This window comes from Curvibacter lanceolatus ATCC 14669 (genome assembly GCF_000381265.1).
Lineage (GTDB): Bacteria > Pseudomonadota > Gammaproteobacteria > Burkholderiales > Burkholderiaceae_C > Curvibacter > Curvibacter lanceolatus.
The window spans coordinates 113,076-128,449 of sequence record NZ_KB906253.1 but is presented as its reverse complement, the minus strand read 5'-3'; the positions used below and the strand labels follow the sequence as shown (position 1 = coordinate 128,449).

At 68.5% G+C, this 15,374-nt stretch carries 14 protein-coding genes; 10 read left to right on the top strand and 4 right to left on the bottom strand.

What is annotated here, in order from left to right; all coding sequences use genetic code 11:
• Positions 1-116: 116 nt before the first annotated feature.
• The 5 genes from F624_RS0100610 to F624_RS0100590 all read left to right on the top strand — a co-directional run bounded on the left by F624_RS0100610 (position 117) and on the right by F624_RS0100590 (position 6,552).
• On the top strand, positions 117-1,124 hold the full coding sequence (locus F624_RS0100610) for a tripartite tricarboxylate transporter substrate binding protein (RefSeq protein ID WP_019572304.1): 1,008 nt from the start codon (positions 117-119) through the stop codon (positions 1,122-1,124).
• Between the two features lie 6 nt (positions 1,125-1,130).
• Positions 1,131-2,657, top strand: a complete 1,527-nt coding sequence (locus F624_RS0100605) for a UxaA family hydrolase (protein WP_031253745.1) — start codon at positions 1,131-1,133, stop codon at positions 2,655-2,657.
• Positions 2,658-2,700: 43 nt separating this feature from the next.
• Positions 2,701-4,200 carry an NAD-dependent succinate-semialdehyde dehydrogenase gene (locus F624_RS0100600; protein WP_019572302.1) on the top strand — a complete coding sequence of 500 codons (1,500 nt, stop codon included), beginning with the start codon at positions 2,701-2,703 and terminating at the stop codon, positions 4,198-4,200.
• A gap of 73 nt (positions 4,201-4,273) precedes the next feature.
• Entirely contained in the window at positions 4,274-5,080 is an 807-nt protein-coding gene (hpaI, locus tag F624_RS0100595) for a 4-hydroxy-2-oxoheptanedioate aldolase (RefSeq protein ID WP_031253744.1), read from the top strand.
• Between the two features lie 44 nt (positions 5,081-5,124).
• Positions 5,125-6,552 (top strand): FAD-binding oxidoreductase, encoded by a 1,428-nt coding sequence (locus F624_RS0100590; RefSeq protein ID WP_019572300.1) that lies wholly within the window; start codon positions 5,125-5,127, stop codon positions 6,550-6,552.
• Between the two features lie 96 nt (positions 6,553-6,648).
• Here F624_RS0100590 and F624_RS33125 read toward each other — a convergent pair whose 3' ends face one another.
• Positions 6,649-7,149, bottom strand: a complete 501-nt coding sequence (locus F624_RS33125) for a midcut-by-XrtH protein (RefSeq protein WP_019572299.1) — start codon at positions 7,147-7,149, stop codon at positions 6,649-6,651.
• 178 nt (positions 7,150-7,327) lie between these two features.
• Here F624_RS33125 and F624_RS0100580 point away from each other — a divergent pair, with 178 nt between their 5' ends.
• The 3 genes from F624_RS0100580 to F624_RS0100570 all read left to right on the top strand — a co-directional run bounded on the left by F624_RS0100580 (position 7,328) and on the right by F624_RS0100570 (position 11,166).
• The gene (locus tag F624_RS0100580) at positions 7,328-8,149 is read left to right on the top strand and encodes a sterol desaturase family protein (protein WP_019572298.1); all 822 of its coding nucleotides are present in this window, start codon (positions 7,328-7,330) and stop codon (positions 8,147-8,149) included.
• Between the two features lie 262 nt (positions 8,150-8,411).
• Positions 8,412-9,992, top strand: coding sequence for an acyl-CoA synthetase (locus tag F624_RS0100575; RefSeq protein ID WP_043425255.1), 1,581 nt, complete (start codon positions 8,412-8,414; stop codon positions 9,990-9,992).
• Positions 9,993-10,032: 40 nt separating this feature from the next.
• Positions 10,033-11,166, top strand: coding sequence for a S1C family serine protease (locus F624_RS0100570; protein WP_019572296.1), 1,134 nt, complete (start codon positions 10,033-10,035; stop codon positions 11,164-11,166).
• A 21-nt stretch (positions 11,167-11,187) separates the two neighbouring features.
• On the opposite strand, the gene F624_RS0100565 is transcribed toward F624_RS0100570, so the two are convergent.
• From F624_RS0100565 to F624_RS0100550, 3 genes are all read right to left on the bottom strand, one after another.
• Complete coding sequence (locus tag F624_RS0100565; RefSeq protein WP_019572295.1) at positions 11,188-11,937, bottom strand: response regulator; 750 nt, start codon at positions 11,935-11,937, stop codon at positions 11,188-11,190.
• A 15-nt stretch (positions 11,938-11,952) separates the two neighbouring features.
• The gene (locus tag F624_RS0100560; RefSeq protein WP_019572294.1) at positions 11,953-12,255 is read right to left on the bottom strand and encodes an ATP-binding protein; all 303 of its coding nucleotides are present in this window, start codon (positions 12,253-12,255) and stop codon (positions 11,953-11,955) included.
• A gap of 248 nt (positions 12,256-12,503) precedes the next feature.
• A complete protein-coding gene (locus F624_RS0100550; protein ID WP_019572293.1) occupies positions 12,504-13,217 on the bottom strand; it encodes a GntR family transcriptional regulator in 714 nt (237 codons plus the stop codon).
• Between the two features lie 84 nt (positions 13,218-13,301).
• Between F624_RS0100550 and F624_RS0100545 the strand changes: the two genes are divergently transcribed.
• Positions 13,302-14,342 (top strand): aromatic ring-hydroxylating oxygenase subunit alpha, encoded by a 1,041-nt coding sequence (locus F624_RS0100545; protein ID WP_019572292.1) that lies wholly within the window; start codon positions 13,302-13,304, stop codon positions 14,340-14,342.
• Positions 14,339-15,319, top strand: coding sequence for a PDR/VanB family oxidoreductase (locus F624_RS0100540; RefSeq protein ID WP_019572291.1), 981 nt, complete (start codon positions 14,339-14,341; stop codon positions 15,317-15,319). Before F624_RS0100545 ends, F624_RS0100540 begins: the two co-directional genes overlap by 4 nt.
• Positions 15,320-15,374 lie beyond the last annotated feature (55 nt).

The window sequence follows — 15,374 nt, the reverse complement described above, 5'->3', positions numbered from 1 at the left end:
CGCGGATGTTACATGAGTAAAAACTCATGTGAAGTTTCCAATTATCGATTGGACGGTTATGAATCAAAAGCGCACCATGCGGCCCGACAACCCATAACAGACGGAGACATTGCCCCATGAAACTGCCTCGCCTCAACCGCCGCGACTGGCTGGCTGGTGCCGCCCTCGCCCCCTTGATCGGCGGCACGGCTGCCACCCTGCCCACCCTGGCCGCTGCCGCTGACGACTACCCCAGCCGCCCCATCAACTTCATCTGCCCCTGGCCGGCCGGCGGCACGGCCGATGTGTCCATGCGCGCCATCTGCCAGGTGGCGGGCCGCATCCTCAAGCAACCGATTGCCGTGGACAACAAGGCCGGCGCGGCCGGCATGATCGGCGTGAAAGCCCTGGCCGGCGCCAAGCCCGACGGCTACACCGTCGGTCAGATCCCGATCTCGGTCACACGCTTCGCGCAGTTGGGCACGGTACAGACCAACCCGCTGAAAGACTTCAGCTACCTGGCCCGCACCTCGGGCCAGACCTTCGGCATTGCTGTGCCCGCCGATTCGCGCTTCAAAACCTTGAAGGACATGGTCGAGCACGCCAAGGCCCACCCCGGCCAGCTGACCTACGCCCACGCCGGCATCGGCGGCGCCACCCATGTGGGCATGGAAGAGTTCGCCATGGCCGCCGGCATCCAGCTCAGCGGCATCGCCTACAAGGGCGGGGCGGCCGCCCTCAACGACACCCTGGGCGGCCAGGTCGACATGCTGGCCGACTCCAGCTCCTGGGCACCCCACGTCGAGGGCGGCAAGCTGCGCCTGCTGGCCACCTGGGGTGAGCAGCGCACGCCGCGCTTCAACAGCACGCCCACCCTGCAAGAGCTGGGCTTCAAGGTGGTGGTGGATGCCCCCAACGGCATCGGCGCCCCGGCCGGCCTGCCACCCGCCATCGAGAAGAAGCTGCGCGACGCCTTCCGCCAGGCCGTGGCCAGCGACGAATTCAAGGCCGTGGCGGCCCGCATCGACGCCCCCCTGATGTACCTGGACGGCCCCGACTACAAACGCTATGTGGCCGAGGTCTACCAACGCGACACCGCCCTGATCGAGCGCCTCAAGCTCAAAGAACTCCTGGAAAAAGGCTGATTGGCCATGAGCACCACCCCCCACCTGATCCGTCTGCACGCGGCAGACAACGTTCTGATCGCCAAAGAGCCCATCGCGCTGGGCCAGACCCTGCCCGGGCTGGCGGCCCGGGCCCGCGCCCAGGTGCCGGCCGGCCACAAGATCGCCGCCAGCCGCATTGCCCAGGGCGAGCCGGTGCGCAAGTACAACGCGGTGATCGGCGTGGCCGGGCGCGACATCGAGCCCGGTGACTACGTGCACACCCACAACCTCAGCCTGACCGAGTTCGACCGCGACCCGGGCTTTGGTCTGGATGTGCGCCCCGTCAGCTACGTGAGCGCGGCCGAACAGGCCACCTTCGAAGGCTATGTGCGTGAGGACGGCCGGGTGGGCACGCGCAATTTCGTGGGCATCCTGGCCTCGGTGAACTGCTCGGCCACGGCCATCAGCCGCATTGCGGCGCACTTCACGCCCGAGCGCCTGAAAGACTTCCCCAATGTGGACGGCGTGGTCGCCTTCACCCAGACCACGGGCTGCGGCATGTCTTCGCCCAGCCCGCACTTCGACCTGCTGCGCCGCACCCTGGCCGGCTACGCGCGCCACCCCAACCTGGCCGGCGTGCTGGTGGTGGGCCTGGGCTGCGAACGCAACCAGGTGGCCGACCTGATGGACTCGCAAGGCCTGCAAAGCGGCCGCCTGATGCGCAGCATGGTCATGCAGGACATGGGCGGCACCCGGGTCACCATCGAAGCCGGCATCCGCGCCATCGAAGAGATGCTGCCCCTGGCCAACGCCTACCAGCGCCAGACCGTGCCGGCCAGCCACATCAGCATCGGCCTGCAGTGCGGCGGCTCCGACGGCTTTTCGGGCATCACCGCCAACCCGGCCCTGGGCGAGGCCATGGACATCCTGGTGCGCCATGGCGGCACCGCCATCCTGTCGGAAACCCCCGAAATCCACGGCGTGGAATACATGCTCACGCGTCGCGCCGTCTCGCCCGAGGTGGGGCAGAAGCTGCTGGACCAGCTGGCCTGGTGGGCCGAATACACCCGGGGCCACAACGGCCAGTTCAACGGCGTGGTGGGCCCGGGCAACCAGGCCGGCGGCCTGGCCAACATCTTTGAGAAATCGCTGGGCTCGGCCATGAAGTGCGGCACCACGCCGCTGCAGGGCGTGTACGCCTATGCCGAGGCCATCGACCGCAAGGGCTTTGTCTTCATGGATTCGCCAGGCTACGACCCGGTCTCGGCCACCGGCCAGATCGCCAGCGGCGCCAACCTGATCTGCTTCACCACCGGGCGCGGCTCGATGTTCGGCAGCAAGCCGGCCCCCACCCTCAAGCTGGCCAGCAACACCCCCATGTACCAGCGCCTGAGCGAAGACATGGACATCAACTGCGGCGCCATCCTCGATGGCGAGGTGGATCTGCCCGGCATGGGCCAGCGCATCTTCGAAGCCATCCTGCGCCACGCCTCGGGCGAGCGCACCAAGAGCGAACTGCTGGGCCTGGGCGACCACGAGTTCGTGCCCTGGCACCTGGGCATCGTGAGCTGACCACCCCCTGCCCCGCCCTGCTCCTTTTTTCAGACAAGACCCCATGACCGTGCCCCACCCGCTCGCCCTGAACCGAGCCGACCTGATCGAAACCCGCCACCTGATCGGCGGCCACTGGTGTGCCGGCCTGCAGGCCGACCGCGCCCCGCTGGCCGTGCACGACCCCGCCGACCTGAGCCTGATCGCCAGCGTGCCCGATGGCGGCGCCGCCGACGCCCGCGCCGCCCTGGAAGCCGCCCAGGCCGCCTGGCCGGCCTGGAAAGCCCTGCCCGCGCGCGATCGCGCCGCCATCCTCAAGCGCTGGAACGACCTGATCGTGGCCCACCAGGACGACCTGGGCCGCCTGATCAGCCGCGAGCAGGGCAAACCCCTGGCCGAAGGCCGCGGCGAGGTGCTGTACGCGGCCAGCTATGTGGAATGGTTTGCCGAGCAGGCCACCCGCGCCAACGGCGAGGTGATCCCCACCCCGGCCCCCCACAAGCGCCTGCTGGCCGTGCGCGAGCCCGTGGGTGTGGTGGCCGTGATCACGCCCTGGAACTTCCCAGCCGCCATGATCGCGCGCAAGATCGCCCCGGCCCTGGCCGCCGGCTGCACCGTGGTGGCCAAGCCGGCCGAAGACACCCCACTCACCGCCCTGGCCCTGGCCAAGCTGGCGCAAGAGGCCGGCGTGCCCGCCGGGGTGCTCAACCTGGTCACGGCCTCACGCGAGCGCACGCCCGAGGTGGTCGATGTGTGGCTGGCCGATGAGCGCGTGCGCAAGATCAGCTTCACCGGAAGCACCCCGGTGGGCCGGCATCTGGCCCGCGAATCGGCCGCCACGCTCAAGAAGCTGTCGCTGGAGCTGGGCGGCAACGCCCCCTTCATCGTGTTCGAGGACGCCGACCTGGACGCCGCCGTCGAAGGCCTGATGGTGGCCAAGTTCCGCAACGGCGGCCAGACCTGCGTGTGCCCCAACCGCGTGTATGTGCAAAACACCGTGCACGAGGCCTTTGTCGACAAGCTGGTGGCCCGCGTGGCCGCGCTGCAGGTGGGCCCGGCCAGCGACCCGGCCTCGCAGATCGGCCCCATGATCAACGAGCGCGCCGTGGCCAAGATCGAACGCCACGTGCAGGATGCCTTGGCCAAGGGCGCCGTCGTGCGCACGGGCGGGCTTCGCCTGAGTCGTGCCGACACCCCTGGCGCCGGCTACTACGCCCCCACCGTGCTCACCGAAGCCCAGCCCGACATGGAGTGCGCCTGCGAAGAGACCTTCGGCCCGGTGGTGCCGGTGTCGCGCTTCGAGACCGAGGCCGAGGTGCTGACCCTGGCCAATGGCACCCCTTACGGCCTGGCCGCCTACTTCTACAGCCAGAACCCGGCGCGCATCTGGCGCGTGGGCGAGGCACTGGATTGCGGCATCGTGGGCATCAACGAAGGCGCCCTGGCCGCCGAGGCCGCGCCCTTTGGCGGCGTCAAGGCCTCGGGCTATGGCCGCGAGGGCTCGGTGCACGGGCTGGACGACTACCAGCACATCAAGTACCTGTGCCAGGGCGGGCTGGGCTGAACCCGGCCCGATGCCCACGCCAGCAACACCCTCATTTGAACCCGGGACCCCCACCATGACACACTCACCCGGCCTGCCCGCAGGCAACCCCTTCAAACACGCCCTGCAACAACGCCAGGCCCAGGTCGGCCTGTGGCTGTCGATGGCCAACCCCTACCTGGCCGAGGTCAGCGCCACGGCCGGCTTCGATTGGCTGCTGATCGACGGCGAACATGCCCCCAACGACCTGCGCAGCACCCTGGCCGCAATGCAGGCGGTGGCGCCCTACCGGGCCCAGCCGGTGGTGCGCGCGGTGCAGGCCGACACCGCCCTGATCAAGCAGCTGCTGGACATCGGCGTGCAGAACCTGCTGGTGCCCATGGTGGACACCGCCGAGCAGGCCGCCCAGGTGGTCAGCGCCACCCGTTACCCGCCCCAGGGCATCCGGGGCGTGGGCAGTGCCGTGGGCCGGGCCTCGCGCTGGAGCGCCCGGGCCGACTACCTGCAGGTGGCTGACAGCGAAATCTGCCTGCTGGTGCAGGCCGAAACCGTGACCGCCCTCGGCCATCTGCAGGCCATCTGCGACGTGGATGGCGTGGACGGCGTGTTCATCGGCCCGGCCGATCTGGCCGCCTCGATGGGCCACCGCGGCAACCCAGGCCACCCCGAGGTGCAGGCCGCCATCGAAGGCGCCATGCGCACCATCATCGCCAGTGGCAAGGCTGCGGGCACCCTGACCTCCGACCCCGTGCTGGCCCGCCGCTACCTGAACCTGGGCTGCACCTTTGTCGCCACCGGTGTCGACGTGCTGCTGTATGCCCAGGCCGCGCGCAAGCTGGCCGCGAGCTTTCTGGCCAGCGCACCCGCCGTGGCCGCACCGGCCCCGGGTGCGGCCTACTGAGGGCCTGACGGCGGCCGCCCCCTTCCCCCTACACCTGAACGCCCATGTCCACCCCCGTTGATTTCATCGCTGCGCTCACGCGCATCGTCGGCCCCCAGGCCTGCCTGACCGAGGCGGCTGACACCGTCGGCTACACCACCGACTACCGCAAGCTCTACCGCGGCGATGCCCTGGCCGTGGTGCTGCCCGCCAGCACCGAAGAGGTCAGCCAGGTGATGGCCCTCTGCCACGCCCACGCTGTGCGCGTGGTGCCCCAAGGCGGCAACACCTCGCTGATGGGCGGGGCGGTGCCTGAGCCGAACTCGGGTGCCATCGTGCTCAACCTGCGCCGCATGAACCGGGTGCTGGCCGTGGACACGGTGAACGACACCCTGACCCTGCAGGCCGGCGTGACCCTGAGCGGCGCGCGTGCTGCGGCCGACGAGGCCAAACGCCTGTTCCCGCTGCGCATCGGCTCGGAGGGCTCGTGCCAGATCGGGGGCAACCTGGCCACCAACGCGGGCGGCACCGCCGTGCTGCGCTACGGCAACATGCGCGACCTGGTGCTGGGCATCGAGGCCGTGCTGCCCGATGGCCGCATTTACGCCAGCCTGCGCGGCCTGCGCAAGGACAACACGGGCTACGACCTGAAGCAACTGTTCATCGGCTCCGAAGGCACCCTGGGCATCATCACGGCCGCGGTGCTCAAGCTCTACCCGCAGCCACGCGCCGTGTCGGCCGCCTTTGTGGCCGTCAGCGACCCGCGTGCCGCCGTGCAACTGCTGGGCCTGGCCAAGCAGCTGGCCGGCCCGCAGGTCACCGCCTTCGAGCTGGTGTCGGCCGACGCCATGGCCCTGGTGTGCGACTACCTGGGCGGCGCACGCCCGCCGCTGGCCGGCCAGCCCGCCTGGATGGTGTTGATGGAATTCAGCTCCACGGGCGAGCAAGCCGCCCTGGACGCCCAGCTGACCCAGGTGCTGGAAGCCGGCATGGAACAGGGCTGGGTGCACGACGCCGCCCTGGCCGCCAGCCTGTCGGATGTGCAGGCCTTCTGGCGCCTGCGCGAGGAAATCTCGGACGCCCAGACCCGCACCGGCGGCAGCATCAAATGCGATGTGTCGGTGCCGCTGTCCGACATCCCGGCCTTCATCGACGCAGCCAGCCGCCAGGTGCAAGCCCTGGCCCCGGGCAGCCGCATGGTGATCTACGGCCACATGGGCGACGGCAACGTGCACTTCAACCCCCTGCGCCCCGCCGACACCCCGGCCCGCGACTACCTGGAGCACCACTACAGCGCCGTCTCGCACGCCGTGGACCAACTGGTGCACCACCTGCACGGCTCGATCTCGGCCGAACACGGCATCGGCGTGGCCAAGCGCGACGACCTGCGCCTGTACAAGTCCGAGGTCGAACTGGCCCTGATGTGGCAGGTCAAGCGCGCTCTGGACCCCCAAGGATTGTTGAACCCAGGCAAGATGCTGCCCGTGGTCTGAGCCCACCCGAAACCAGCGCCGCCTGAAAAAAAGGCCATGTTGTCAAACATGGCCTTTTCGCCTGGCATCAAGGGGCAAGCCCCTCAAAGCACAGCTTCAACCCGGACACTGCACAGCAATCGAACAAGACGCGGCGGGCGCCATCGTCGGCAGACTGGTGCAAGTGCCCGTTGTGGTGACGTTCGTGCCTCTGTTCACAGCAGTCACCGCCATGGTGATGCTGGTGGTGTTGACCACATTGCCATTGGATCCACAGACGAGGTTGATGGTGCCCCCCGCCGGCAATGTCATGGAGCCGGGTGCGGGGATGGCCATGGCTTGCTCACCCACATAGCCAGCCGAGACTGCCAACACCCCCGCTGCACCCGCCAAAAACACCGCCGCCAGAGGGCGCCCCTGCAGCCGAACGCGCAAATGCCGGTAGCTGATCATGGCAACCAAGGCCATCAGCGCCAACAAGGTCCACTCGGACAGCGTCGGCACACTGGCCGTGGCGGGCGCATAGGTCAGGGAGGCAGAGAAGCCGGCAAATGCCAACTTGCCTGTCAAACCGGCAAGCACCACCGAGAAACCACGAATCATTTTGACCAGAAACATGAACAACCTTCAATTTGTAACTAATTTGTAACCACCCCCAATGTACAGGAGATCGCGAAAGTGCCACCGCCACAGCGCATTCAGGGTGACTCAACGACCTGTCTGCCCCCCCTCCACTCCCCGGTGCGCACAGATCGGCTCGACCCGACGGCTCAGCCCCAGCCGCTAGACTGTTGGCATGTTGGAACAATTTTTTACATCCCTCGGCCGCGCCAGCATCGAGCCAGCCCTGGTTTTCTCCATCGTGGTGTGGATGGTCTTCGAGAACTGGCGGCCCTTTCGACCGGCGGGCCCCAACGCCTCGGGCCATGCCGTGAACAACTTGACGCTGACCGCACTCAACCACGGCTTGATGTTGTGGCTGACCCCTTGGCTCTATCTGGCCTGCATGAGCTTGCTGGGGGCTCACTGGCAAGGCTGGTTGGCCTCTGAGGGGCTTGGATTCGTGAACTCATTTGCCGTCACACTGCTCGCCAGCGAACTCCTGGTGTATTGGATGCACCGACTGTTTCATGCCGTGCCCTGGTTGTGGCGGGTACACGCCGTGCACCACAGCGACACCGAGACCGACGTCACCACCGCGCACCGTCATCACCCGATCGAAGTGCTGGTGGGCAGCGTCTCCACCTTGCTGCTCTTGCTGCTGCTGGGGCCCAGCCAGGGCGTCGTGCTGGCCTACAGCCTGTTCCGCCTGGCCACGGATGCCTTCAGCCACGCCAACATCAGCCTGCCCGAGAAACTCAACCGCCTTTTGAACCTGGTGGTGGTCACACCGAATTTCCACCGCCTGCACCACATGGCCGACAGGCGCTACACCAACAGCAATTACGGCTCGGTGCTGCCGTGGTTCGACACCCTGTTCGGTACCCGCCAATCCCTGCCAGTGGATCAGGCCCTGGGCCAGGAGTACGGCCTGGAGTACTTCCGGGAGGCCGGGGACTCGCGCCTGGACCGATTGCTGGCAATGCCATTTCGCAGCGGGTTTCCAAAACAGCCCTGATTCCCTCTGGTGGCCTGCCGCCCGCTGCGGCAACGCTTGCCCAGGCCAGGCGCCTGGCGGCCCGGGGCATGTTCCCCCGCAGCCCCCCCCCCCCCCCAGGGGTGGGGCGATACGGCCCCAAGGCAGTCCGCGGTGGCATCTTGTGGCTCTTTGAGGGTGGGGCTCACCACCTGCGTGAAGCCGCGCCCCAGGCTTTCACCGATTGTCAGTGCTGGCCACGGCGGTTCAGATGCGGGTTGCAATCACCAACCGGGCCGCCGCCATGAACCCCTCTCTCAGCCGTCGCCAGACCTTGGGCGACATCCTGCGCCGCACCGCACAACGCCTGCCCCACAAGACCGCCATCGTGTGCGGCAGCACCCGCTGGAGCTACGCCGAGTTCGATGCCCTGGTCACCCGCCTGGCGGCGGGCCTGGCCCTGCAGGGCATCGCCCCGGGCGACAACGTGGCCCTGCTGGCGCGCAACTCGCACGCCTTTGCGGCCATGCGCTTTGCCCTGGCCCGCCTGGGCGCCGTGCTGGTGCCGATCAACTTCATGCTCAAGGCCGACGAAGTGGCCTTCATCCTGCGCCATGCCGGCGCCCGCACCCTGGCCACCGACACCGAGTTCGCGCCCGTGGCCCGCCAGGCCGCCACCCTGCAGACCCAGGTGCGCCAGTTCATCTGGCTGCCCAGCGAGGAGCCCACCGAGCCGGCGCAGGGCATGCTCGACTTCGACACCTTGGCCCGCTGCGATGCGCCGCTGCCAGGCCCGGGCCCCGACAGCACCGACCTGGCCCAGATCGTCTACACCAGCGGCACCGAATCCAGCCCCAAGGGCGCCATGCTGACCCACGACGCCGTGCTGTGGCAGTACGTGAGCTGCGTGATGGATGCGGCCATCGCCCGCGACGACCTGATGCTGCACGCCCTGCCGCTGTACCACTGTGCCCAGCTCGACGTGTTCTTCGGCCCCGCCATCTATGTGGGGGCCACCAACATCATCACCGGCCGCCCGGTGGCCGAGCGCCTGCTGGACCTGATCGAAACCCACCGCATCACCAGTTTCTTCGCCCCGCCCACCGTCTGGATTGCCCTGCTGCGCTCGCCCCAGTTCAGCGAGGCACGGCTGGCCAGCCTGGCCAAGGGCTATTACGGTGCCTCGATCATGCCGGTCGAGGTGCTCAAGGAACTGGCCCAGCGCCTGCCCCGTGTGCAACTGTGGAACCTGTACGGCCAGACCGAGATCGCGCCGCTGGCCACGATGCTGGGCCCTGAAGACCAGCTGCGCAAACCAGGCTCCTGCGGGCGCGCCGTCACCAATGTGGAGACCCGCGTGGTCGACGACCAGATGCGCGACGTGGCCCCTGGCGAGGTGGGTGAGATCGTGCACCGATCGCCGCACCTGATGCTGGGCTACTTCCACGACGAAGAGCGCACCCGCGCCGCCTTTGAAGGCGGCTGGTTCCACAGCGGCGATCTGGCCACGGTGGACGCCGAGGGCTACATCACGGTGGTCGACCGCAAAAAAGACATGATCAAGACCGGCGGCGAGAACGTGGCCAGCCGCGAGGTCGAAGAGAGCATCTACCGCCTGCCCCAGGTCAGCGAGGTGGCGGTGGTGGGCCTGCCCGACGCCCGCTGGGTCGAGGCCGTGACCGCCGTGGTGGTGGTGAAAGCCGGCCACACCTTGAGCGAAGCCGAGGTGATGGCCCATTGCAACACCCATCTGGCCGGCTTCAAGTGCCCCAAGCGCGTGGTGTTTGTGGACGCCCTGCCCAAGAACCCCAGCGGCAAGTTGCTGAAGCGGCAGTTGCGCATCGAGTTGAACGAAGCAGGCGCCAGCAGCGCCACGCACAACTGACTATGATGCGCGGCATTCCAGACCGCTGAAACCTGTCGGCATGAGTTCGCAAAAACTTTCGCAACATCGTTCGCAAAAGCGCCTGCTTGCATTCCTGGCCACCCACGGGCTTCTGATGCTCACCAGCCTGCTGCTGGTGGCCCCCCCTGCGCTGCAAGCCCGCACGCCGGCCGCGCCCCGGGCAGTGAGCCCGCGCGGGCCCCTGGGGGCCGAGGAGCTCAACCACATCAACGTGTTCAAGGCCAGCTCGCCCTCGGTGGTCAACATCACGGCGCTGGGGCTGGAGCGGGATGTGTTCTCGCTGAATGTGCAGCAGGTGCCCCAGGGCACGGGCACCGGCTTTGTGTGGGACACCCAGGGCCACATCGTGACCAATTTCCATGTGATCCAGGGCGCTGCCGCCGCCCGGGTCACCCTGGCCGACCAAAGCAGCTACCGGGCCGAACTGGTGGGCGCCTTTGCCGACCGCGATCTGGCGGTGCTGCGCATCAACGCCCCCGCCAGCAAGCTGCGTCCGCTGCCGCTGGGCAGCAGCCGCGAGTTGCAGGTGGGGCAGCAGGTGTACGCCATCGGCAACCCCTTCGGGCTGGACCAGACCCTCACCATGGGCATCGTGAGCGCGCTCAACCGCGAGATCGAATCCGTCACGCGCCGCACCATCAAGGGGGCCATCCAGACCGATGCGGCCATCAACCCCGGCAACTCGGGCGGGCCGCTGCTGGATTCGGCGGGCCGGCTGATCGGTGTCAACACCTCGATCTACAGCCCCTCCGGGGCCAGCGCGGGCATCGGCTTTGCCATCCCTGTGGACGAGGTCAACCGCATCGTGCCCAGCCTGATCCGCGACGGCCGCCTGGTGCGCCCGGCCCTGGGCCTGAGCGGCGCCGGGCCCGACCTGAACCGGGCCCTGGGCCTGCCCAAGGGCGTGGCCATCGTGCGCCTGCAGCGCAACGGCCCGGCCGCCAAGGCCGGCCTGCGCGCCTTCACCCGCAGCGAGAACGGCATCGTGGCCGGTGACGTGATCACCGCCGTGGAAGGCGAGCCCGTCGAGACCATGGACGACCTGCTCACCGCACTGGAGCGATTGCAGCCGGGCCAGACCTGCACCCTCACGCTGTGGCGCGCCGGCAGCACCCGGCGCCAGGCCGTGACGCTGGCCGAGTCGGAGGATTGAGGCCTTGACCCGATCGGTGGGTCAGGCCGCGCCCGGCAACTCCATCCGGTAGCCCACCCCGTACACCGACACGATGCCCGAGCCCTCGGGGCGCAGGCGTTCGATCTTCTTGCGCAGGTTCTTGATGTGGCTGTCGATCACGCGGTCGCTCACGTCGCGCAGATCGCCTTCGTGCACCTCGTCGAGCAGGCGGCTGCGCTCCAGCACCTGGCCGGGGCGCGACAGCAGCAGGCGCAGCAGGCGAAACTCCACCGCGGACAAGCCCAATGACTGGCGCTGCCAGCGCACCTGCAGCGCGGGTTCGTCCACCACAAAGCCCTGTTCGGGCGGCCAGGTTGCCTGGGCCAGCCAGCCCTCGGCCCGGCGCAACAGGGCGTTCAGGCGGGCCACCACCTCGCGCGGGCTGAAGGGCTTGCACACGTAGTCGTCGACACCGGTCTCCAGGCCCTCCAGGCGGTCGATCTCATCGACACGCGCCGTGACCATCATCACCGGCACATCCGAGAAGGTGCGCAGTTCGCGGCACACCGACAAGCCGTCCTGGTCGGGCAGGGTCAGGTCCAGCAGCACCGCCGAGGGCTGCAACTCACGCACGCAGGGGCCCACCTGGCGGCCCTCCGACAGCCAGACCGCGCGAAAGCCCTGCGCCCCCAGGTAGTTGCTCAGCATGTCGGCGATCTTGAAGTCGTCTTCCACCACCAGCACGGTGCGTGGCGGGGCCGGTGGCTGGGGGGCCAGGGCGGGGGCTGATGGGGCAAGAGGCTGTGACATGGCGGGCTTGAGAACTCAGGCGGGTTGACGGGGCAGTTCGATGTCCATGCGCAGGCCGCCCAGCGGGCTCAGGCTGGCTGTGATGCGGCCCTGGTGGGCCTTGACGATGGCCTGGGCAATGGCCAGGCCCAGGCCGCCGCCGGCCGAGCCCGGTCGCTGGCGCAGGCGGGCGCCCTCAGTGCGGAACAGGGGCTCGAACAGGCGATGCAACTGCTCAGGAGCCACACCGGGGGCGCTGTCTTCCTCGATGAAGCGCACACCCGGCGGGCTGGCCTCGCAAGGCACACACACCCCACCGGGCGAGTCGGTGTAGCTCATGCTCGCCCACCAACTGGTGCATGGCCTCCGGGGCACGGTCCAGCCATTGCAGGCTGGGATCTTGCGCGGCGTGACGTTCCACCACGCCGATGAAGCGGTCTAGCTCCTGCTCCTTGCGGACGCGCAGGAAATCGTTGAAACCGTTGCGCTGGCTGAGCGCCATCACCGTGCCCAGGCTCAATGTCGAGGCCAGCACGGCGGCCAGCAGCAGCAAAGCCAGTTGCTCAAGATGATCGTCCAAACCGCCCTCAGGGCCGCAGACCGCCCAGCCCCGCCGCCCCCAGCAAGGGCCCGTAGCGCAGGCCGATGTAGGCGTGCTCACGCATCAGCATCTCCACCCGGGCCGATTCGCCGCGCTGCAGGGCGTCGAACACCAACTGGTGCTGCAACTGGGCCACGCGCAGTTTCTGGTACTCGCGGTCGAGCGCCAGCTTGTCGATCTGGATCGAGCCCGCCGAGGCAAAGGGCAGGTGGTTGTTGCGTGTGATGGCGTCCCCAATCACCTGGCTGCCGGCTGCGCCCACGATGGCGTTGTGAAAGCTGTCGTTGAGCGCGCTCCAGGCGGCCACGCTCTCCAGTTGCAGGGCACCGGGGGCCAGCACGCGCTCGCCCTCGTCCAGGCAGGCCTGCAGTCGCTCGCGCAGGGCCGTGTCCAGTCCGCGCTCGGCCAGGCGGCGGGCGGCCAGGCCTTCGAGCACGCCACGCACCTCCAGGGCACACAGCACATCAGCCTCTGAAAAATCACGCACCACCAGGCCGCGCTTGCCGGTCTTTTCGAGCAGGCCCTCTTGCTCCAGCGTGCGGAAAGCCAGCCGGATGGGGGTGCGCGACACGCCCAGCGCCTCGGCCACGGCCTCTTCAGCCAGGCGGGCGCCGGGCGGGAAATGCCCGTCCATGATGAGCTGCCGCAGGCTGGCCACCACGCTGAGCGAATCGGCGGCCGCCGGCTTTATTGGATCCATTTTCAAGATTTCTTTTGTATTTTCAGCCATTATTTTCTAGAATTGGATCCAATAAATCCAACCCACCTGAGAAAGAGACAAGCGATGTTCCCTCAAGATACCTGGTATGTGGCCTGCACGCCCGACGAGATCAGCGACAAACCCCTGGGCCGCATGATCTGCGGGCACCGCATGGTGTTTTACCGCGGCCCCGAACAACGCGCGGTGGCGCTGGAGGATTTTTGCCCGCACCGGGGTGCCCCGCTGTCGCTGGGCAAGGTGTGCGAGGGCAAGCTGGTGTGCGGCTACCACGGCCTGGAGATGGGCTGCGATGGCAAGACGGTGGCCATGCCCGGCCAGCGTGTGCACGCCTTCCCGGGGGTGCGCCCCTTCCCGGTGGTAGAGCGCTATGGCTTCATCTGGGTCTGGCCCGGCGATGCCGCCAAGGCCGACCCGGCTCTGATCCCGCACCTGGAGTGGGCCGTCAGCCCCGAATGGGCCTATGGCGGCGGCCTGTACCACATCGGCTGCGACTACCGCCTGATGATCGACAACCTGATGGACCTGACGCACGAGACCTATGTGCACAGCACCAGCATCGGCCAGAAGGAGATCGACGAAACCCCCTGCCGCACCCGGGTGGAGGGCGAAGAGGTGATCACCAGCCGCTTCATGGAAGGCATTCAGCCGCCGCCCTTCTGGCAGATGGCGCTGCGCATGAACGGCCTGCCCGACGACCAGCCGGTGGACCGCTGGCAGATCTGCCACTTCACCCCGCCGAGCCACGTGCTGATCGAGGTGGGGGTGGCCCTGGCCGGCCACGGCGGCTACGACGCCCCCGACGCAGTCAAGGCCTCCAGCATCGTGGTGGACTTCATCACGCCCGAGACCGAGACCTCGATCTGGTACTTCTGGGGCATGGCGCGCCACTTCAAGCCGCAGGACGCCGAACTCACCGCCCAGATCCGCCAAGGCCAGGGCGGCATCTTTGCCGAAGACCAGGAGATGCTGGAGCGCCAGCAGCAGAACCTGCTGCAATGGCCCGACCGCAAGCTGCTGATGCTCAACATCGATGCCGGCGGCGTGCAGGCGCGCAAGATCCTGGACCGCATCATGGCCGCCGAGCAGGCCGGTGCCGGCGCATGAACGAGCCCCTGCTGACCCTGCGCGTGGCGCGCAAACAGGCGGCCACCGAGCGCATCTGCACCCTGGAGCTGGAGGCCCTGCCGGGCCAGACCCTGCCGCCCTTCAGCCCCGGGGCCCACCTGGAGCTGCACCTGGCCGAGGGCCTGGTGCGCCAATACTCGCTGGTCAATGCGCCGGCCGAAAGCCAGCTGTACCGCCTGGGCGTTCTGCTCGATCCGCAGTCGCGCGGCGGCTCGCGGGCCGTGCACGAAGCCGTGCAGCCGGGGCAGACCCTGCAGGTGCGCGGCCCGCGCAACCACTTCGAGTTGGCCCCGGCGGCGCGCCACCACCTGCTGCTGGCCGGGGGCATCGGCATCACGCCGCTGCTGAGCATGGCCCAGCACCTGGCCAGCCCGGCCCAGCAGGGCAGCGGTGCCAGTTTCAGCCTGCACTACGCCGCCCGCTCACGCGCCCAGGCCGCCTACCTGGAGCGCCTGGCCGAGCCCGACCTGGCCGCCCAGGTGCATCACCACTTTGACGACGGCCCCCCCGAGCAGCGGCTCGACCTGGGCGCCCTGCTGGCACAGCCCGAGCCTGGCAACCATGTGTACGTGTGCGGCCCGCAGGGCTTCATCGAGGCCACCCTGGCCGCGGCGCGCGGCGCGCGCTGGCCCGAGGAGCAGCTGCACTACGAGTACTTCGGTGCCAGCGTGCAGGCCCAGGCGGGCGACACTGGCTTCGAGATCGAACTGGCGCGCAGCGGCAAGACGGTGTGGGTGGCCCCCGACTGCAGCGCGGCCGACGCCCTCACCGAGGCCGGCGTGCCGCTGATGACGGCCTGCCTGCAAGGCGTGTGTGGCACCTGCCTGACACCCGTGCTGGCCGGCCAGCCCGACCACCGCGACGCCTACCTGAGCGCAGAGGAGAAGGCCGCCAACCAGCAGTTCCTGCCCTGCTGTTCGCGCTCGCTGTCGGCGCGCCTGGTGCTGGACCTGTGAGGCGGCGGCCCTGCAAGCTGCAGGGCCTGACGTGGAGCGGCTCAGAGCCGGTCAA